Raw genomic sequence first — 19,502 nt, forward strand, 5'->3', positions numbered from 1 at the left:
GCGATCATGAAACGCTACACCTGGAGCGAAGCGAACACCGATGAACGTCAGCGCATTTTGGCGCGACCTGATCAGCGCGCATCGCCTGAAGTGGTTGCATTCGTCCGCCAGCTCTTCGCGGAAGTGGCCGATGAAGGCGAAGCCGCCTTGCGGCGGTGGTCGAAGAAGCTGGATGATTATGAGCCTGCAACGCTCGAGCTTTCTCCGACTGTGTTGGACTCTGCCCGCGCCAGTCTCGCGTCCGAGGACATCGAGGCGATCGACTTTGCGATCGACCAGGTACGCTTCTATCACGAAGCGACAAAGCCAAAGCCGCAGGCGATCGAGCCGCTCCCTGGCGTTCGCGTGCGCCAGGTTTGGCGTCCGATCGCGACGTGTGGCCTCTACGTTCCGGCAGGCACAGCGCCACTTGTTTCCACCCTGATCATGCTTGCGGAGCCCGCACGTGTTGCGGGAGTGCGGGACCGCGTGATCACCACGGCCCCAGGGGAGGGCGGTGCGCCTCATCCCGCGATGATCGTGGCCGCCGCGACGTGCGGACTTGATCGTCTTTGGCTAATCGGTGGCGCGCAAGCGATTGCTGCGCTCGCGTTGGGTGTGTGGACGCCGAGGGCGCAGAAGATCTTCGGACCGGGCAATGCTTATGTCGCGGAAGCCAAGCGCCAAGCCGCTGCGTTGCCCAACGGCCCCGCCATCGACCTGCCCGCGGGGCCAAGCGAACTCATGGTCATCGCCGACCGCGGCGCCAATGCGGCAATGGTCGCGTCGGATCTGCTCAGTCAAGCAGAGCACGACGCAGACGCGCAGGTGATGCTCGTATCTGCATCCGACGAACTGCTCGCCGAAGTTGAAGTCGAACTCCAACGCCAGCTGACCGGCTTGCCGCGCGAGTCGATCGCGCGCCGGTCGATCGAACAAGCGCGCGCGATCCGTGTGAGATCGCTGGTAGAGGCGGTGGGAGTAGCAAACGATTACGCCCCCGAGCATCTATCGCTTCAGGTCGCGACCCCTGGGGATTTGGTCGATAGCATCGAAAACGCCGGCGCCGTGTTCATCGGCGCGTACACTGCGGAATCGTTCAGCGATTATGTGGTTGGCCCGAGCCACGTGCTGCCGACTGATGCTGCGGCAAAGTCCTATGGCGGCGTCAGCGTCGCGTCCTTCATGAAGAGCTTCACACAGCAAGAGGTGAGCGCTGCCGGCGCCCAACGCTTGGCGGGCGCCGCTGCGCGGTTGGCGCGGCTTGAGGGCCTAGAAGCCCACGCGCGCGCCGCGGACATTCGCTTTGCACCAGCGCGCCCCGCGGAGGAGGCGGTAAGGCGGCGTTGCGGTGAGATTAAGCGCACGACGAAGGAGACGAAGATCGTCGCGCGAGTGGATCTCGATAGCGTCGTGCCCGTGTCGATTAGCACCGGTGTCGGCTTTTTCGATCATATGCTGGAGCAAGTGGCGCACCATGGCGGCTTTTCGCTGACGCTCTCTTGCGCCGGCGATCTGCACATTGATGCGCACCACTCGATAGAGGATTGCGCGATCGCGTTTGGGCAAGCGCTCAAGGGAGCTCTCTCGGACCGGCGCGGCATCGCGCGCTTTGGCTTTGTTCTTCCTATGGACGAAGCCGAGGCGAAGCTCTCCATCGATCTTGGCGGGCGGCCTTACCTTGTGTTCGATGGCGCATTCGCGGCGCCGGCGATCGGCGCCTATCCGACAGAGATGACCAAGCACGTCTTCCGCTCGCTCGCCGAGAACCTTGGCGCGACGATCCATCTCTCCGTCACGGGCGAGAACGATCATCACAAGACGGAAGCGTGTTTCAAAGCGCTCGGCCGAGCCTTGCGCTCTGCCATTCGGGTCGAAAGCGCTGACCTTCCGTCGACCAAGGGCGTCATCTGATGGACGTCGCGGTGATCAAGCTTGGCGTGGGCAACACCGCGTCCGTGATGTTCGCGCTCGAACGGGTTGGGGCTAACGCGACGCTGACGAACGATCCGACGCAGGTGCGGGACGCCGCGCGCGTCATCCTGCCCGGCGTTGGCGCCGCGGCGGCAGCGATGCGTCTGTTGAACCAATCCGGCATGGCGGAGGTGTTGCGCACGTTCGCGCGTCCATTGCTCGGCATCTGTCTCGGCCAACAGGTGCTCTATGATCGAAGCGAAGAGGGTAGCGCCGCAGGACTTGGCCTCCTACCGGGAACAGTTGCAGCGTTGGAGGCCACGCCGCAACGCCCAGCGCCGCACATGGGATGGAGCGCGCTGCGCATAGAGCAACATCACGCTCTGTTGGAAGGCGTTCGCTCTGGCGACTATGCGTACTTTGTCCATTCCTATGCCTGCCCTGCCGACGCGAACGCCATCGCCCAAGCAGAATACGGCGCCGTGTTCGCGGCGGCCGTCGCTCGCGACAACGTATTCGGGTGTCAGTTTCACCCCGAGCGCTCCGGCGCTGTGGGTGCCCGAATCTTGCGCAACTTCCTGGCGCTGCCATGCTGATCCTGCCGGCCATCGATCTGAAGCAGGGCGCATGCGTACGTCTCACGCAAGGCCGCTTTGACGCCGTCACAGAATACGGCCATCCTTTTGCACGTCTGCGCAGCTTCTCCGACGCCGGCGCGGAATGGGTGCACGTTGTCGATCTTGACGGCGCGCGCGCGCGCGAACCGGTGCAGCACGATCTCATCGCGCGGCTCGTCGCGGAGACGCGATTGCGTGTGCAATCCGGTGGCGGCGTGCGGACGCGCGAACATGTTGCGACACTGTTGAACGCCGGCGTGGCGCGCGTGGTTGTGGGATCGATGGCCGTGCGCGATCCGGCGGAGGTCCGCAGTTGGACCGTTGAGTTTGGACCCGAGCGCATCTGCGTCGCATTGGACGTCCGCGCCGCTGATGGCGATTGGGAAGTCGCCGCCGATGGCTGGGCCGTCGGCGCTGGCGTACGTCTGGCGGATGCGCTGGCGCAGTTTCCGTCAGGTAGCTTGGCGCACATCCTTGTCACCGACATTTCACGCGACGGCGCGCTTAGCGGCCCAAACGTTGACTTAATGAGGATGATCCGCGCACTGCGACCGGATCTCAGGCTGCAAGCGTCAGGAGGTGTATCGCAACTGTATGACCTATTCGCTTTGCGGGAGGCGGGCGCCAGCACCGCTATCGTTGGCCGCGCGCTCTACGAAGGGCGCTTTACCTTGGAGGCCGCTCTTGCCCTCTAAGCGTATCATCGCTTGCCTCGATGTCAGGGATGGCCGTGTCGTCAAAGGCGTGCGGTTCGAGGGCCATGCCGACATGGGCGATCCCGCCGAACTCGCGGCGCGCTATCGCGATCAGGGCGCCGACGAGATCGTCATCTACGACATCACCGCGTCGGCTGAGCGACGCACGATCGACTACGGCTGGCTCGCGCGCGTTGCGCGCGTTCTGGACATCCCGCTTGCCGTCGCCGGTGGTATCCGCTCGCTGGAGCAAGCCATCGCCTGCCTCGAACACGGCGCCGACAAAGTGTCGATCAATTCGCCGGCGCTGGAACGGCCGGAGTTGATTGCCGAGATTGCCGAAGTCGCCGGTTCGCAATGCGTTGTCGTCGGCGTCGATAGCCGCGCCATTGATGGGCAATGGCGCACATACCAATACACCGGATCGGCTGACACCATCCGGCGAACACCGAGGCTCACACTCGATTGGATTGTCGAGGCGCAGGACCGCGGCGCTGGCGAGATCGTGCTGAACTGCATGGATCAGGACGGCGTACGCGCGGGCTACGACATCGCGCAGCTCAAGGCTGCCCGACAGCGGCTTCGCATTCCGCTCGTGGCGTCAGGTGGAGCTGGTGGGCCGCAGCATTTTGTTGACGTCTTCGAGCAAGCCGATGTTTCAGCGGCGCTTGCTGCCGGCATTTTTCACGCGGGCGTCGCCACGGTGTCGGACGTGAAAGCTGCGATGCGCGACGCAGGTCTAGAGGTGCGGCCATGATCGCGTTGGACATATCGAAAGTGGATTTCGACAAAGGTGGCGGGTTGGTCTGCGCCGTCGCGCAGGACCGGCTCACGCTGCAAGTCCTCATGGTCGCGTGGATGGATCGCGCCGCGCTTGAGGAAACGCTCGCGTCCGGTGAGGCGACGTTCTTCTCGCGATCGCGTCAGGCGCGCTGGCGAAAGGGCGAGACGTCGGGAAATACGCTTCGCGTCACCGATGTTGTCGCCGATTGCGATGGCGATACACTATTGCTCTCCGTCGAGCCTGCGGGCCCCGCATGTCATCGCGGCGCGGTAAGCTGCTTCGGCGATGCGGTTGCGCCAGGTATTGGCCGCCTCGGCGCGCTGGAGCGAACGGTGGCCGCGCGCGCATCTGCCCCTCTCGCGGAAAGCTACACGGCGAAATTGCTCGGCGAAGGCTTGAAGCGCGTCGCGCAGAAAGTTGGCGAGGAGGGCGTCGAGACCGCGCTCGCTGGCGCCGCAGGCGATGACGCCGAACTCTGCAACGAAGCAGCAGACCTGCTCTATCACCTTGCCGTTCTGCTGAAGGCGCGCGGTCTGAACTTCGCCGACGTCACTGCCGTGCTGGGCGCGCGCGCGGAGTCAGCGCGATGAGGCCGACACCCAAAGCCGGCATCTTGGAGATCGCGCCTTACGTGCCAGGTCGCTCCAAGGCGCAAGGCGTTGAGCGGCCGTTGAAGCTGTCCGCGAACGAGAACCCGTTCGGATGCAGCGAGGCGGCGCGCGCCGCCTTCCTTGCCGCCGCTTCGGACATCCATCTCTATCCAGACGCGAGGACGTCGAGTCTGCGCGCTGCAATCGCGGAAAAGTTTGACCTTGAGCCGGAGCGCCTGGTTTTCGGGGCGGGTTCGGATGAGATCTTCTCGATGGCGGCCCAAGCCTATTTGGGCGAGGGCGACAACGCGGTGCAGCCGCAATACGGCTTTGCCGCCTGGGCCATCGCTGTCCAGGCCGCGGGCGCCGCTATCAAATCCGCGCCGGAGCCGGACTTTGTGGTGGATATCGACGGCATACTCGCCGCTGTCAATGAACGCACGCGCATCGTGTTCATCGCAAACCCTGCCAACCCGACCGGCACCTGGCTGCCGTTCAGTGAGATCGAACGTCTGCACGCTGGCCTGCCTAAACGTGTGCTGCTCGTCTTGGACGGCGCATATGCCGAATGCGCGTTCGGTATTGATGGCTATAGCGACGGTCTCACTTGGTCGCGTGACAAAGAGAACGTGCTCGTCACGCGCACATTCTCGAAAGCGTACGGCCTCGCGTCGTTGCGCGTTGGTTGGGCTTATGGCCCCGGGTCAGTGATCGCTGCGCTGGATCGTATTCGCCTCCCGTTCTCGGTGCCACGTGCAGGGGAGGCGGCTGCTGTAGCGGCGTTGGGGGACGATGCGTTCGTGGCCAAGTCAGTGGGCGCGTTTGCCGAAGGGCGCCAGCAACTCGACGCCGCCTGCCGCGCGCTCGGTGCGCGAACATTGCCGTCACTCGCCAATTTCGTGACTGCGCGTTTCGCCGATGCAAGCGCGATCGATCAAGCCTTAGCGAGCCGCGGCATTCTGGTGCGCCACCTCGCAAACTACGGCATGCCGGATTGGCTCCGCATCAGCGTCGGTCGACCGGCTGAAACGGAACGAGCGATCACCGTGCTGGCCGATATCTGTCGCTAGTTCGCACCTCTGTATTGGCGCCTGCGTGATCGGCGTGGCTAACAAGGAAGGCGCGGTCGGCCCAACAAGCATGCGTTCCGGAGCAGATTTTATGCGGCAGCGCGATGCGGGCGACGGGGCCGTCCGCGATGCGCTTCGCATCAATCACCACGCACTCGGATTTGCCGGCGTTCTCGCCGATGACGAAGCTAACCAGGTAACCATCGTCTTCGTCCTCAGCGTTGATGCGCGGCGCGAAAGGCGCTTCGCCGCCACAGCGGCCTTCGCCGAATTCGTATGATTCCGAATTGCCGGTTACCGCCGTCTGCGTCTGAACAACGGCGCGCGTGAACCCGCGAAACTCGGCGGGTGTAAGTTGCTCCCCTTTCATAAGAAGGGGCATTAGCGCCGAGATCGCCATCGGGCTCTCGGGTGCCAATACGATCTCGCCGGTAACCGCACCCGGCTCACCTATCCGGACTCGAACTATGTCGAGTTCACCTACGACGTGCTCAGCCGCATGGACCAAGCGCGCGAGAACGACGCCACGTCAGGGGCCGGTTTGCTGGCACTACGCCTACGATAACCTCAGCCGCGTCACGTCGCTCACGTTCGGCAACGGCGCGTCGCGCAGCGCCACGTACAACATCTCGAACACGCTGAACTGGTCGCTCTCGCAGAACATGTCCGGCACGTCGCACGATGTGACCGCTACGTTCCAGTGAACCCCGGTGGACAGAGTGAGGCCGGCGATCTCTCGAACAGCGCGTATACCTACGCTCCGTCCGTGCTCGAAGAGACCTACACGCGCGACGGGCCCAATCGCTGCACCGCAGTCGAAGGGACAAGCTTCACCTATGATGCGCGCCAGAACCCCCTGCCTCTCCGACACGTCGGTGTGAATCAGCGCCGTGGAATTTGAGTCAGGTTCTATGGAATGCGACAAACTGTTCGAATTCATGGTGGTGGCGGGTGGACTTGAACCACCTACCTTGGGGTTATGAAACCCATAGTCCTTCTGAATACTAAGCCCGCCACAGGCGACATTGTCCGATAAATCGCTTTTCTAGCGTGAGTTTTTGGCTATATACGGCCGCGCTGTCTCTCTCGTTCGATGTTAGACCCCAGTTAGACCCGCGTGCAAGTCAACTCCAAAACGAAGATTCTGGATCTCTCCCGAGACGGTGAGGGTGAGGGCACTTTCGTTGTTCTATGGCGCACCCGCGGTGGCACCCGTGCATCCACGTGGGTTTGCCGCCTAAGGCTTGCAGCAGAAGCGCGAAGTTCGCCGCGCTCATTCTATGCGACTGGTAGTCTGAATACTGCTGACCAGGCGGTCGCGAGAGAGCGCGCTTTCGCCTGGCGACGTGATCGCGACGAAGCAGGCGAAAAGATCCTTGAGGCGAACAAGCCAGCTTTCGTAGACGTGGCCGTCGCTTGGCTCGCTCATCTTGAGCAATCGCGTGCGATGGCGGAGAGTCTGGGCGAGCGGCCGCTTGGCATCGACCAGTTTCGCAGGCTGCGGTCGGTGACCAAACGGTACCTCATTCCGTACTTTGGCCGCTATCCGATAGACCGGATAACTCGTCGCGAGACAATCGGCTACGCGCCTTGGCGTAAGATGTACTACTCGAACGGGCCCGGCGTCGCTGAGACTTCAATATCCTATCAACGCAACGGAAAGGTAGTAGCGAGGCCACCGCGAAAATCCGCCGCTCCTGCGCGCTCGACGGTCGCCAAAGATGTGGAAGCCTTCAACAAGATCATCGCGTTCGCGCAGGCTCAGCATCAAGAACTGGATTGGAGCGTGGTGCCGCGCCTTGAAGGCGTGACGAAGGGAGCGCGGCTGCCAAGGCCAAGAGCGAGATTCAAACCAGATCAGGTAAAGCTCATCTTCCAAACCGCGATAGATCGCGCCGGAGACCCGAAGATCGATCGTCGGCCTACGGCATGCTACGCTCGCGACATAACACTCAGCCTTATCCGGTTTCTCTGGACGACGGGTGCGAGGCCGACCGAGGCGCTTGCGTTGAGGGTTGGTGATCTCGAATTCGCGAAGGCGCCCAAGGGGACAATGATCCCAGGAATCGGCCGTCTGCATGGCAATGCGTATGTTGGGGACTGGGGTGAGCCAGATCTTGATCACCCCCAAATTGAGAGCGTTGATGGGATGTACGAGTACGTCGTCGCGTTGGCTGATGCAGAGGCTGTCGCCGTCGCCGATGTAGCGGACGACGCCGGAAAAGGCGTCGCCGGCACGGCGGGGGAGCTCGCCTTCGCAGGGATCGGCGAAGGCGAGCGAGGGGACGATCGCGAAGAGCAGCGCGGCGACGAGTAGTCTTATCGGCATCCGACCAAGCTTAACGGATTCGGGCTTGGGCGTCGCCCGCTCTCGCGGGCCGGGCTCTAGTGCTCGCGCACGAAGCCGCGCGTGGCGCGCGTCTTCGCCCTTCGGGCTTCGATCCCTGACGCGCGCAGCGGTGAGGCTTCTTTGCTCTGCCTCTTCGATCGCTTTGCCTGCGTCCGCAATAGCGTCAGCAAAGGCAGCTGCGTCGATGGCGCCTTCCTTGAGACGGCTTAGCACTGCCCTTACGCGCTCGGCCTGGAAGGCAGGTTGGCAACAGATCATCGCTCAGCAGGTTTTGGCGGCGCCCAACACACTCTTTGTGGGCCTTGGCTCCGCGGCTCCGGTGCTCTCTGAAACTGTAGCCATGATCGCCGATGCAGTGGGACATCATGGTCGCCCCTTTCGACGACCGTGGTCATCTGGAGGACGTTTCGTGGTTTCGTAAAACCAGACCGTCATCACGACACCGCCAAAAAACGCCACCAACGCTGCGATTTTTTGCAGTGTCTCCCAATGTTCGTAGGTCATTCCAGCCGTCCCCGGCAGACTCGCATCTCGATCTGCCCACCATTAGTGGGTGCCCCCAGCACTCATTTTTGCGTCCGCGTCACACGGCCATCGCGGTACTCAATTTTGAAGGATTTGGAGCACGACTTGCAGTTCAGGTGCGTGTTTCCGAAGTTTCCGCCGATGCTGTATTGGCCCGTGGCACTGCAATGCGGACAGACGATGGAATAGTTGCTCACGACCGCCCCCTTAGGATCGCCCTCACAGTACATATTATAGTTGATAGCATTAAAGTATGTAAACCCCGCATATCCTTGCGATGGACATGCGGAAGCTTGTCGGACGCAATTTTTCGCGGTTACGGCGTGAGAAGGGTCTGACCCAGGAAGAGATCGAGGAACGATCCGGCTTCAGCCAGCAATATTTGAGCGGGCTTGAACAAGGTAGCCGGAATCCGACTGTGATTACGCTGTACGAGTTAGCTCAAGCGCTTGGTGTGAGCCATGTTGAACTGCTGACGCCGGATGCAGAAGCGTTGAGAGAAAGTCGAAAGCGTCGGTAAGCCGAACTAGGGAGAGGCAAGCTGAGCGAGCCTCCTGCTTACGTTTCCAAAATCGAACAATGTCAACAGCGACTCGATCCGCTCCAGCCTGTTGAATGTACGCGGCCGTCGGGGCGGACGTTGAGATGTTTCTCGTAGAAGTGGTTGCGACGGCACCGCCAAGCCCAATCATCGGTGAAATATCCGGTTGCCTTTCTGACAATGCCAATATTTGAATCGGTCGCTCGCATTGACGGTCTTGGTAAAGCGCGTCCCGCCGTGAAGCCCCTGGGTTTTGCCGTCATGAAAGTTGACCGGCTTCGAAATCAAACGAATAGCCGTTTGCAAAGTAACCAGACCGTCTCTTGGAATCTCGCCTCGCTGCGAAAGGCCACTGCCAAAGCTTTAATCGCCGGCTGTCTGGCGCGGCGCAGCAACCACACGACACTTACTGCAGCGGCGGCTTCCGGCGACAACCTCTGCGCCAGCTGCATACCGACATGATTGCCGGCTGTTTTTCGTGACGCTACGAGTGCAATGTCGTTTCCGATCGCGCGCAGACTTGCACGAAGCAGAGCTTGGGCAGCATGGATTAGCGCGTCCGAAAGCTCGATCCGTTCGTTGAGCCGAGCGTGCAATGCGCGATCAACCAGGAAGGCCAGCTCAAGCAAACGCGCACGATTGATGTCGTGGGAACAAAGCGAGGTCATGCGCCTATTTAGATCACATCGGCTTTGTGGCGCCGCGCCGACAGATCTCCGCGCGGATCGGCGCTTAAATACGAAGGCGTTCCTTTGCAAAAGATGGAAGGAGATGACCGTAATACTGATCGATCATCTTCTCCGTCGTCCCCATATTTCGCGCGAGAATGGTCACCATATTAGGTGTTCTTGATTGCGCGAAGGCTTCAATCATCTCGGAAGCATAGGTGTGCCGCCACGAGGAGAGGCTCATTCTCCGACCATCGACGTAGAGCAAACCTTTTGGACAGGCGTCGTCGATGCAGTCATTGAGCAGATTGTCATGCTGCTTTCCGATCGAAAACCGTCCTCCATCATAAGCCGGAAACAAGGGCATGTCCTTCGGAAGCCCCTTGAAACCGACGCGATGCTTTCCAAAGCGCGCTTGCAACAACTTGCTGTGCCAGAAGAACCAGTCCTCGAACTCAATCCGCGGCGTCGCGCGACGCGCATGCGAGACATGTTTTATGTCTGGGAATCCGACGATCCCAACACCTGGATCGAGGTGCGCTTGGCGGACTTCAATGCCCCTGAGCTCAACGCCTCAGGCGGCGCTGCCGCCAAGTCCGCGCTCGAACGCATCGCCATGCGCCGAACAGCGCAATGCATCGCCGGCGGTGGCCGCTCGCGCCGCGTGATCTCCTATGACCGGGTCATCGCCACCTGCCGCATCAGCGGCCGCCGCATCGGCGATCTCTTGCGCGAAGCCGGCGCCGAGGAGGGCGGGCGATAGGGTCTGGTTCGGATGGGGCCGCGGCGCGAAGCTTGTCACATGGCGTTTGACGCATCCCGTCATCCGGAACCCGAGCACCAGCGCGCTCCCGTGCTTCAGGACGAACCTCTCGATTACGTCGATTGGGGCATGCGCATCGTTGTCTTCGGCGGTGCCTTGATTGCCTACTTCCTTTGGCTGGTCCAACTCATCGCACAGATCATTGCCGCGTTCGTCGCGCGATAGCTCCGGCCGCGGCAAAGCGTCGGCCTCACTGGCGCGCGCCTTGCCCTTGCTGGGGCGGATCGGGCCAGCAAGGGCATTGCCTACGCCCTGAAGTTGCAGCACACTCGCCTCCGGCTAGGGGCGGGCGCCATGGCGGACATCCTCGACTTTGACGCTGACGATCTCATCGACATCGAGATCATCGAGGAGGCGGCGCGCCGCTGGGACCAGTCGGCCGCTGAACGCGAGCGAAAGACGATCGCGCTCAGCGAAGGGCGCTACCACGACGTTGAGCCGGCCGGGCGGCTGGCCAAGCGTCTCAACCATCTCGCCGCCAAAGCCAATATCGACCGCGTTGGCGACGCGCCTATGGGTCTGGCGGCGATCATCGCCGACGGCGTCACGGAATCTGAATTGGACGATGCGACGTACGAACAGCTTCTCGGTGAAACGGTCGACTACCTCTCTGCGCGATTCCTGAGTGAAGGAGCGCGCGCAAGTCGTTCGGTATGCCGTATAAGACTGCGTGTGGATGGTCGCGACAAATTCGGCACCGGGTTCCTGGTCGGACCGGGGCTGTTGATCACGAATTGGCATGTGCTGAAGCAGAGCCGCCACGCGGATGGCGCGGTCGCGGAGTTCCTCTACGAAGACGGCGCCGAGGCCGTGCAGGCGGCGCTCGCGCCATCGCGCTTCTTCATCAATGACCGCGCGTTGGATTTCGCAGTATGCGCGCTGGACGCCGACGACGACCTTTCTGCATTCGGCTGGCTGCCGCTGATCGGACAGGAGGGCAAAATTTCTATCGGCGAGCCGGTGAACATCATCCAGCATCCGCGGGGCCTGCGCAAAAAGATCGTCGTGCGGGAGAACTCGCTGGTCCACCTTCCCGACGCGCCGTTGGATTTCGTGGCTCAATATCTTGCCGACACCGAATATGGCGCGTCAGGGTCGCCGGTGTTCAATGATCAATGGGAAGTCGTGGCCCTGCATCACGCAGGCGTTCCGAAACGCAACGGCGCTGGTGAATGGCTGGCGCGCAACGGCGGCGTTTGGCGCAAAGGCGACGCCCCCTCAGAGATCGACTGGATCGCCAACGAAGGAATACGAATTTCGCGCATCGTCGCGGCGCTCAAGGCAATGGCGTTGACTGGCGCAAGGGCGAAATTGCGCAACGCGATTGTCGCCGGCGCCGTAGCGCCGCGCGACACGCCCGCGTCCACTCGGCGCGGGGGCATGACTTTGGAGGAAGACGCCATGGCCGCCGACGATGCGACTTTTCATACAAGAGCCAACATCGGGGGCGTAACGCTGCCCATCACCGTGACGGTGACCATTGGCGCCAGCGCTGCGGCGCCCTCTGGCGCTGTTGCAATTGCCAGCGACGACATCACAAGCGAAGCTGCGGTCAAACCGGATGAGAACTACGCCAAACGTAAAGGCTACAATCCGACCTTCCTGGGAGCTGGCGCGGAAGCCGCGCTGCCTACCCCCTCGAACACGATCATGAACGACGTTGTTCAGCTCGAAGACGGCAGTCACGAACTCAAGTACCACCATTTTAGCGTGATCATGAGCCGCTCGCGGCGGCTCGCTTTCATTTCAGCGGTAAATTTCCACACCAAGGCAAAGGTGCGCCGCGCGCGCGATGCGAGCGGGCCTTGGTACTTTGACCCGCGCATTGATGAAGCGTTGCAGGCGGGCAATGAGTATTACGCTGACAATCCGCTCGATCGCGGCCATCTTGCGCGCCGCGCCGATTCCGCTTGGGGCGCCACCGAACAGGAAGCGCGCCAAGCCAACGACGACACCTTCCACTGGACCAATTGCGCGCCTCAGCATGAAATCTTCAACCAGAGCAGTAAGGCGACAGAGCGCGGACTGCTGCTTTGGGGCAATTTGGAAAATCATATCGCCGCTGAGGCCGCCGCGGACGGCAAGGTCAGCGTATTCAACGGCCCTGTGCTTGCGCGCGGCGATCGCAAGCTCGACGGCTTCGACCTTAAACTGCCCAAACGTTACTGGAAGATCGTCCTCTATCGCTCGGACGGCGGCCTCGGCGCAGCGGCGTTCCTGCTGACGCAGAGCGATCTGATCGCCGATTTGCAAGAGGAAGAATTCGATCCCGGTGATTTCGCGCCCTTCCAAGTCAAGGTGACGGAAATCGAGAGGCTTACAAAGCTCGATTTCGGCGACTTGTGGAAGTGTGATCCGCTCGAGGCGCCGGGCGCCGAAGAGAACTTCATCCAGCCTTTGGAGCGCGTCGTGATCCGTGATTTGGCGGATATCGTGGTTTGATTTGGCGCCAGGGCGGGCGAAGGCGTGCGTGCTCCACTCCTCTGGCTAAACTCACGCAACTGTGCGACGGCGCGGTCGTGCGGAGCTTGATGTCCCATAAGATCCAAGACTGATAGCTAGAGAAGCGAGTGTTGGCGCACGACCAGCGCAACGAGACAAACTTCGGGGCCATTTTCGTAGCGGCATGGAGCACGCTCATCCGCCGTGGCCGGGAAATGTCGGGAAACGATCGGAACGCGCTTCTTGAACCGCATTCTCGCGCGACGACAAGGTTGAGGCATGTTATCTATGAGCCGCTCGAAACGAGCGGTGAAACCATTTGATTGCGATGGTCGACGAGCGCGCACTACGAGGCATTTTTTTGTCGGCGCGTTTGACGGTGTCGCGTCAAAACCCACCCTCACGACGAGCGATCGCGCAGGTGGCGAGGAGTCGGTCGATTTTTGAGTGGGATTGCGGAGCCGCTGACGTCCGCTTTCGGTCGCGTCCAAGCTAGAGTCCGCTAATGGGATGAAGCGGAGGGGCGCAGTTAGGAGTCCGAAATCTTATCCCGCCGATCGTGATGGAGATTTTGCGCGCTTGCGCTGGCGGCATGGCGCACGAAGTGTGTAACCAAGACTTCAGAGTCGATCGTGGACTCGTCGCGGTTCTACAATTATGGGTAGAACTGGACGGGGGAACGGGGCATGCGCAGAAGAACGTTTTTCACTGCTAGCGCTGCTGCGTTTGCGGGACTTTCACCTGCTTCCGCGGTCGCTCAACAACCCTCTGCCGCAGAAGAAATCCGTGCACTTTACATGGCGATATCGCTACGCGTCCTTACCGGGGGACGACAGTCCACCGTGCGTTTTGGCGCAGATGAGCTGACAAGGCTGAGTCGCTACGATCGCAATTGGGTTCGTTACGGAGATTCTGCGCAGCTCGCGCATTTGCTTTACAAACTCGCAGACCGCTCGGATCGGACGACCCTGCTAGAAGTCTGCCGCCTTGTGGTCGATACCTTCTGGGGCACAGCCGGCATGACCGGCCTCAGCCTTTCTGAGACCTACGCCAATTTGTGTGGCGCCGCGGCGCTGACGTTGGCTAACCCCGACGTCTTTTCGCGCATGGCGATGACACGCGGAGAGACGAGTGTCCTGATGCTGCATTGCGCGGCGTTAGCGCCGGGCGGCCAGCGTGAGGAATGGGCGCAAATTGGGCTGCGCGAAACGCGACTCCACGGCGCTCAAGCGCTGCAAACCTGGACCAGGGACAACATCACGGGACGGTTCATTGCGGTGGGCACTGCGGTGGCCGGCGATCATCGCGCTGCGGCTGCGCAGTATCTGCAGGTGTTGGCAAATTCAACTGGCGCGATGCAAGACCTTGTCGAGCAGCGCCAACCAGCGGCTCGTACGATCGGCGAACTCGCGGTCAATGGGCTGGAGAATCTTTGGAATCGAGCGACTGGCGGCACCCATTTGGGCGGGCTCGCTGCAACCGTCGCTGGGATCCGAATGTTACGCGCCGAAGCGGCCACTCTTGCGTTTGTCACTGGCGAGCAAGACCGCGCCATTGATCTATTAGAGCTGTCGCGCGGACCGGGCGTGGGCGCGGTCGCCAATGAAACATCAACATCGGCCCGCACGTGGGAGCGTCAGTTGACCGGTGCGGGCGTGACGCTGGTACAAGTCGCGACCACTCAGATTGGTTGTTTCTGCGTCGTCAGCGTTCAGCGCCGTGGGCGCATCGTGCGCAGCCACGCCCTTGATTACGCTCCTGGCGGCGCCGCCATGTTGGACATTATGGGCGGTTGGCGCAGCGGCTTCTCGAGGCATCCAGGGTTACTGCAGCAGTTTGATCAAGCGCACCGTGCATCCGCTCGCCGCATCGAACGGGAGATGATGGAGTATGTGGGACTGGCCTCGGGTGCAGCAAAGGAGCTTGCTGGCAACACAATTTTGACCGCGTTGGCGAGTGCGGGCGTCGCGCCGACCGGCGATGTCTTGGTCATTCAACCGGCTTCGCTCGCGAGCTTGCCGCTAGGCCTGTCGGTTGACGCGGACGGGGTGCGTCTGGCGCAGCGCTATAAGGTGAGGTTTGCAACGAGCCTTGAATCCGCGGCTAGGTCCGCCGAGCGGGTGGCTCAGCCTAGTCAATCGGCACCTACGATCGCTCACCTCGTCTCAAGGGGGCGCGACGCACCTCGCTATGCGCCGTTCGAGATTGCCGCGGTTGAAGCACACTTCGCGCCGGAGGCGCGCCGTGCGCCCGTGGCGGCGTCCAACAGCGCCAATGCGTTGCAGCCCCTTGTCGGCGCCCAATATTGGCACCTGGCGACGCACGGTGTCTGGAATTTCCGCAATCAGGACCAATCCGGCCTATTGGTGATTGATGAGGACGACCCCACAACAGTGGCGCATGTTTCGGCGTTTCACGCCGACCCGGCGCCACGCCTTGTCTTTCTCTCCGCGTGCGAGACGAACCTGATCAACACTGAGCGTGATCTCAACGACTTTGTCGGACTCAACACGGCGTTTATGAAGGCGGGCGCAGCGGGCGTGATTGGAACGCAGTGGGCGGTCAGCGACGCTGCTTCGGCCCTGCTGGCGACGCGGTTCTATGCATCTCACATCGCAGGAGCCATGGCGCCGGCCGCCGCTCTACAGGAAGCGCAAAATTGGCTGCGCGCCGCTACGCCGTCGGAGTTGATGAGCTTCATCGAAGGCCTCGTTGCTTCGGGCAAGGTGAGCGCCGAGGCTTCCGAAGCCATCTTGGGCTTCCTTTCGGAATTGCCGAGCGGCGAGCGGCCGTTCGAAGATCCATACTTCTGGGGCGGGTTCCAGTTGCTGGGAGGGTGAAGTGAAGCGGCTGAAGCGCCTCGTGGTTTGTCTGGCGATTTTCGCGGTTGGGTCGAACGTAGAAGCGTTCGCCCAGGCGCCGCCGCAGACGTTGCGGCTCACCCGCTCGCAATGGGCTTGTTTGCAAACGCGTCTGCCGGTGTTGCAGCGCTCCGAATCCGAACTGGTGCGAGTTCCACTTGGTCCGTGCGGCGAGCGTTCTGGAACACGCGGGCAAGGCGTGGGCAATACGACCGCGGGCCGCGCGCGGCGTCAATCAAGCGATCCCAGCTTAACCCAGTCGCCCCTGTATTTGACGCACGAGCAACTCGCATGCGTCGAACGTCAACTGCCCTCCGTCACGCGTAGGCGCGGGACAAGCGCAATCGACCTGACGCAATGCGATTGATCGCTCAGGCGCGGCATGCTGCAAGCGAGCGCAGGCGCTGGATTTCGCGACCGGCGTAACCGCGTTGCGCGGGTGCAGAACGGAGCACTGTACAGGCTTCGGCAGCGCGGTCAGGATCATGCGATCTTGCGATCTCCACAAGAGCGGACGCGATCGCTGCGTTGTTTTCCGCTCTCAGCGCGCGCCAGCCATTTTGCGCTTCGCCGGCACTCCGTTCTGCATCGTTAAAACGTCGCAGAAGGATTTGAGCTTCGACAATCTGCAGCACGGCTTCCATTTCCGCCCTGCGCATGCCCTCAACGCGGGCGCGCTCGCGAACACCCTCCGCGACAGACAGGGCGCGATCGTAATCTCCTTGCCGCAGTGCAAGTCGAGCGAAACTGACGGCTACAAAAAGGGAAAGGTAGCCGTCTTCTTGCTGGGCGGCGGCTTGCTGCGACTCACGCAACAACTGATCGGCGGCAGTGAAGTTGGCGTCGCCGATCCATGCTTCAGCGGTGTTAAAGTCCGCGTAGGCCATGGATTCCGGGTAGCCGATTGCATTCGCGAAGTCGCGCGCTTCGGAGAAGCGCGCCCGCGCCTCGCCGTGGCGGCCGCGGTCAAGCGCCACCAATCCGCGATCAATCATCAGATCGGCTTCCAACATGTCGTCGACGGCCGCGCGTGCAAGCTCCGTTGCTCTCTCAAACTCCCGCTCGGCCGCTTCCGTTTCGCCACGGTCGAGCAAGGCTTGGCCCATGACTTGGCGCAAGCGCGCTTCTTCACTTGGCCCAAGCGCGCCTTGCGCGAGCACGACGCCAAAGAGCTGCGCGGCCTCGTCTAGGCGTCCTTCTCGTTGATAGAGCACCCCCAAAGCGGTCAGAATCGCAACGTCATTCGACGCGAAGCGGCGCGCTTCCTCCAACGCCATCCGCGCCTCAGTGGGCTTTTCGTTGAACTGCAAAAGTCCGACTTGTCGCCAGAGGTTGGCGGTGCGCTCCATTTGCGCGTCAATGGCGCTGCCCTGATCCCGCGCCAATGACGATAGCGTGGCGATCGCCTCATCGCGCGAACCGTGTTCAAGGCTATTGAGTGCGCGTTGGGTCCTGAGATCAGTCGACCGCGCAAGATCGCCGAGCGCCCGGCGAAAACCGTCTTGAGTGCCCGGTCCGATATTCCCGTCGGGAGTAAGCTCGGCGGAGGATCGCGCTGCAAACGTTTCAGATGTCGACCAGCGCACTCCGGCGTCCACGATTCCGGTGATTGCTGCAAGGAATGTGACCAATCCAACAACACTGGCGCCGGCGGCTGCGAGCGTGATGCGGCGTTTCCATGGAATAGGCTTCGCCGCACGTCCTTCCACGAGTGACCGCAACGCTTCGACCGTTTCAGGAAAACCGTGGTTGCCGCGGTCACCGCGCCATTGGGTCATGTCGCTCGTGTGCAACCGGTCAAATGGGCGGGGGATCTGACAGGTTTCGATCACGACTGGGACGAGCATAGCGGCGCTTCGGGCGGATTCTGCTTCGGACTGGACCCAAAGCGAGCGCACGGAAGCTTGTGACCACACCACCAGAACTGCCTTGGCGTTTTTGAGCGCTTGATCGATTTCTGTCTCAAAGGACGCGCCAGGCACAAGCGCGCGATCCCACCAGACGCTGAGCTCCTCTGCTTCCAACGCATGAGCGAGCAGAGCAACACGGTCGCGATCGGCACTGCAATAGGAAATGAAGATGTCCGCCATGGCCGCCCCCTGTCTCGTCATTATCAAACAGGAACATTGTCTTCGCTAGCCCTTCAGAGTAGCAGCCGCTCCGAAGCGCCTGTGATGCTGTGAGCCGCGCCCGCGTTGACGAGACTTCCGCTGTTCGCGCGAACGTAACTGACGGCCTCTCACCTCAGCCCCGGGGTTCGATCCGCCGGAGGCGAAGCGAAGTTAAACTCGAGGGACGCCCCGCGTCCCGACCACATCTCACGGCCATCGCGCGCAAGCACGGGTCAAGCCCGAAGAGCGGAGCGCGGCTTGACCCGTGCGAGCACGATGGCATCGGCAGTTCATGCGTCAGGGATCGAAGCTCGGAGGGCGGCGACGCGGAACGCGGCGCCGTGCTTTGCACGAGCGCCCGCCCGCGCGCACGCGCGGCGACGCCCAACCTTGTCTTCACTTGGTCTGAACTCAGTTCAAGAAGACGCAGTGTTTGCCGCCTGTCGGTCTGGGGCCATCTTTCCGGAAAGCATAAGGGATGCGTTCCATGAGCTACGCTGTTGGCCCTGGCGATCTGGTTTTATGTGTTAACGCCGCCCCAAACCATGTCACGGGAGAGCAGGTCCCGTTCGTTGTTGGCGAGACCTATACGGTCGGTGCGATCATGGAGTTTGCTTGCCCGTGCGGGCGTTCGGATGCCCTGCTCGATATCGGCATTGACTCGCCTGGCGCCAAACGCGCTTTCGGCTTTTGCCCAAGCCGAAGTTCAAGGCCGAGTCCAATACGCATCACGTCTCCGCGCCGAAAGAGAAGGAGACGTACGGTCATGACTCACGCGGCCAAGGTCTGCTTTGCGACGCACCTGAGCCAGAGTCCGCTTATGGGATGAATTAGCCTTACCCTTCCGCGCACCAGTCTGGTTTGGGCGCCATTGCACGGGAGCCGTTATGGGGCCAGGCCGCGAGATAGCCTGCTTCAATTCCATGACGTCCAACATCAACTCCACCCACCGAGAGATCGATGAGTAGGCGTGGTTCTTCCATGCGGTCGTAGCCGTGGGTGTTTGTAATGCGCAGACTGCCGATGTCGCGGGTGCGTTCTTGCATCCATTCCCTGGCAGCGATGCCCCGAGTGCGTTCACGCTCGCATTTCGCTGCGCCAATCGCGGCGCCAAGTCCTCCTGTCTCGGGCGCATCAACATCGCTGAGGCGAAAGCGCACGCCATTGATGTCGCCACTGTCGGCATCATCCCAATCGATTGAGGTGATCTGCCACTCTGTCGGTAACGACGGCGTGCTTGCTTCCGATGGAGGAACGAGGACGGGCGGCTCTCCAGTCTGAGCCTTCGGCGCGGGCGTCGGATGGCATGCGGCAAGTGCGAAGGCGAAAACCGCCAATAGATGTCTCACCGCTGATTCCCCCTGATCCATCGACGCGCGTCGCACATCTATGGGTCAGACATTGCGCGCTGCAACCAGAACGCTAGGGTCGACCCGGGTAGGGGAGTGGGCGTCATGACTGACGCAGTTGCGCCCGACATGGCCGAAGGCCAGGGCGGCCTGACCATGAATTGGTTAGGCAGATGGGCGCGT

18 protein-coding genes are annotated in these 19,502 nt (G+C 61.7%); 13 read left to right on the top strand and 5 right to left on the bottom strand.

Annotated features, from left to right (window positions below; translation table 11 throughout):
* The first annotated feature begins 6 nt into the window (after positions 1 to 6).
* Genes hisD through hisC form a run of 6 tightly spaced genes read left to right on the top strand, consistent with a single transcriptional unit; the run spans position 7 to position 5,649 of the window.
* Positions 7 to 1,893, top strand: a complete 1,887-nt coding sequence (hisD, locus tag DSM104635_RS02190) for a histidinol dehydrogenase (protein ID WP_158764627.1) — start codon at positions 7 to 9, stop codon at positions 1,891 to 1,893.
* A complete protein-coding gene (gene hisH, locus DSM104635_RS02195) occupies positions 1,893 to 2,489 on the top strand; it encodes an imidazole glycerol phosphate synthase subunit HisH (protein WP_158764628.1) in 597 nt (198 codons plus the stop codon). Before hisD ends, hisH begins: the two co-directional genes overlap by 1 nt.
* On the top strand, positions 2,483 to 3,205 hold the full coding sequence (gene hisA / locus DSM104635_RS02200) for a 1-(5-phosphoribosyl)-5-[(5-phosphoribosylamino)methylideneamino]imidazole-4-carboxamide isomerase (protein WP_158764629.1): 723 nt from the start codon (positions 2,483 to 2,485) through the stop codon (positions 3,203 to 3,205). Before hisH ends, hisA begins: the two co-directional genes overlap by 7 nt.
* Positions 3,195 to 3,962, top strand: coding sequence for an imidazole glycerol phosphate synthase subunit HisF (hisF, locus tag DSM104635_RS02205; protein ID WP_158764630.1), 768 nt, complete (start codon positions 3,195 to 3,197; stop codon positions 3,960 to 3,962). Before hisA ends, hisF begins: the two co-directional genes overlap by 11 nt.
* The gene (hisIE, locus tag DSM104635_RS02210; RefSeq protein ID WP_158764631.1) at positions 3,959 to 4,579 is read left to right on the top strand and encodes a bifunctional phosphoribosyl-AMP cyclohydrolase/phosphoribosyl-ATP diphosphatase HisIE; all 621 of its coding nucleotides are present in this window, start codon (positions 3,959 to 3,961) and stop codon (positions 4,577 to 4,579) included. The genes hisF and hisIE overlap by 4 nt, the downstream gene beginning before the upstream one ends.
* Positions 4,576 to 5,649: a histidinol-phosphate transaminase gene (gene hisC / locus DSM104635_RS02215; protein ID WP_158764632.1), complete on the top strand. Its 1,074-nt coding sequence runs from the start codon at positions 4,576 to 4,578 to the stop codon at positions 5,647 to 5,649. The genes hisIE and hisC overlap by 4 nt, the downstream gene beginning before the upstream one ends.
* Here the strand turns inward: hisC and DSM104635_RS02220 are convergent.
* Positions 5,621 to 6,019: a carotenoid oxygenase family protein gene (locus DSM104635_RS02220; RefSeq protein WP_228445804.1), complete on the bottom strand. Its 399-nt coding sequence runs from the start codon at positions 6,017 to 6,019 to the stop codon at positions 5,621 to 5,623. The two genes, hisC and DSM104635_RS02220, sit on opposite strands and share 29 nt — an antisense overlap.
* A 97-nt stretch (positions 6,020 to 6,116) precedes the next feature.
* Here DSM104635_RS02220 and DSM104635_RS02225 point away from each other — a divergent pair, with 97 nt between their 5' ends.
* The 3 genes from DSM104635_RS02225 (at position 6,117) to relB (ending at position 9,044) form a co-directional block, all read left to right on the top strand.
* A complete protein-coding gene (locus DSM104635_RS02225; RefSeq protein ID WP_158764633.1) occupies positions 6,117 to 6,353 on the top strand; it encodes a hypothetical protein in 237 nt (78 codons plus the stop codon).
* Between the two features lie 413 nt (positions 6,354 to 6,766).
* Positions 6,767 to 7,966, top strand: a complete 1,200-nt coding sequence (locus DSM104635_RS02230; RefSeq protein WP_158764634.1) for a site-specific integrase — start codon at positions 6,767 to 6,769, stop codon at positions 7,964 to 7,966.
* Positions 7,967 to 8,807: 841 nt separating this feature from the next.
* Positions 8,808 to 9,044 carry a type II toxin-antitoxin system RelB family anti-toxin gene (relB, locus tag DSM104635_RS02235; protein ID WP_228445805.1) on the top strand — a complete coding sequence of 79 codons (237 nt, stop codon included), beginning with the start codon at positions 8,808 to 8,810 and terminating at the stop codon, positions 9,042 to 9,044.
* Between the two features lie 305 nt (positions 9,045 to 9,349).
* On the opposite strand, the gene DSM104635_RS02240 is transcribed toward relB, so the two are convergent.
* Together DSM104635_RS02240 and DSM104635_RS02245 are read right to left on the bottom strand one after the other, a co-directional pair.
* The gene (locus DSM104635_RS02240; RefSeq protein ID WP_158764636.1) at positions 9,350 to 9,733 is read right to left on the bottom strand and encodes a hypothetical protein; all 384 of its coding nucleotides are present in this window, start codon (positions 9,731 to 9,733) and stop codon (positions 9,350 to 9,352) included.
* Between the two features lie 64 nt (positions 9,734 to 9,797).
* Complete coding sequence (locus DSM104635_RS02245) at positions 9,798 to 10,157, bottom strand: hypothetical protein (RefSeq protein ID WP_158764637.1); 360 nt, start codon at positions 10,155 to 10,157, stop codon at positions 9,798 to 9,800.
* A gap of 57 nt (positions 10,158 to 10,214) precedes the next feature.
* Between DSM104635_RS02245 and DSM104635_RS02250 the strand changes: the two genes are divergently transcribed.
* The 4 genes from DSM104635_RS02250 (at position 10,215) to DSM104635_RS02265 (ending at position 15,838) form a co-directional block, all read left to right on the top strand.
* On the top strand, positions 10,215 to 10,496 hold the full coding sequence (locus DSM104635_RS02250) for a hypothetical protein (protein WP_228445806.1): 282 nt from the start codon (positions 10,215 to 10,217) through the stop codon (positions 10,494 to 10,496).
* Positions 10,497 to 10,535: 39 nt separating this feature from the next.
* A complete protein-coding gene (locus tag DSM104635_RS02255; protein WP_158764639.1) occupies positions 10,536 to 10,721 on the top strand; it encodes a hypothetical protein in 186 nt (61 codons plus the stop codon).
* A gap of 129 nt (positions 10,722 to 10,850) precedes the next feature.
* Positions 10,851 to 12,998 (top strand): DNA/RNA non-specific endonuclease, encoded by a 2,148-nt coding sequence (locus DSM104635_RS02260; protein WP_158764640.1) that lies wholly within the window; start codon positions 10,851 to 10,853, stop codon positions 12,996 to 12,998.
* A 797-nt stretch (positions 12,999 to 13,795) separates the two neighbouring features.
* Positions 13,796 to 15,838: a CHAT domain-containing protein gene (locus DSM104635_RS02265; RefSeq protein ID WP_158764641.1), complete on the top strand. Its 2,043-nt coding sequence runs from the start codon at positions 13,796 to 13,798 to the stop codon at positions 15,836 to 15,838.
* A gap of 392 nt (positions 15,839 to 16,230) precedes the next feature.
* Here DSM104635_RS02265 and DSM104635_RS02270 read toward each other — a convergent pair whose 3' ends face one another.
* The gene (locus DSM104635_RS02270; protein WP_158764642.1) at positions 16,231 to 17,949 is read right to left on the bottom strand and encodes a TIR domain-containing protein; all 1,719 of its coding nucleotides are present in this window, start codon (positions 17,947 to 17,949) and stop codon (positions 16,231 to 16,233) included.
* A gap of 857 nt (positions 17,950 to 18,806) precedes the next feature.
* On the bottom strand, positions 18,807 to 19,307 hold the full coding sequence (locus DSM104635_RS02275; protein WP_228445807.1) for a thermonuclease family protein: 501 nt from the start codon (positions 19,305 to 19,307) through the stop codon (positions 18,807 to 18,809).
* Between the last annotated feature and the right edge of the window lie 195 nt (positions 19,308 to 19,502).

The sequence above is a fragment of the Terricaulis silvestris genome, assembly GCF_009792355.1.
Classification (GTDB): Bacteria; Pseudomonadota; Alphaproteobacteria; order Caulobacterales; family Aquidulcibacteraceae; genus Vitreimonas; species Vitreimonas silvestris.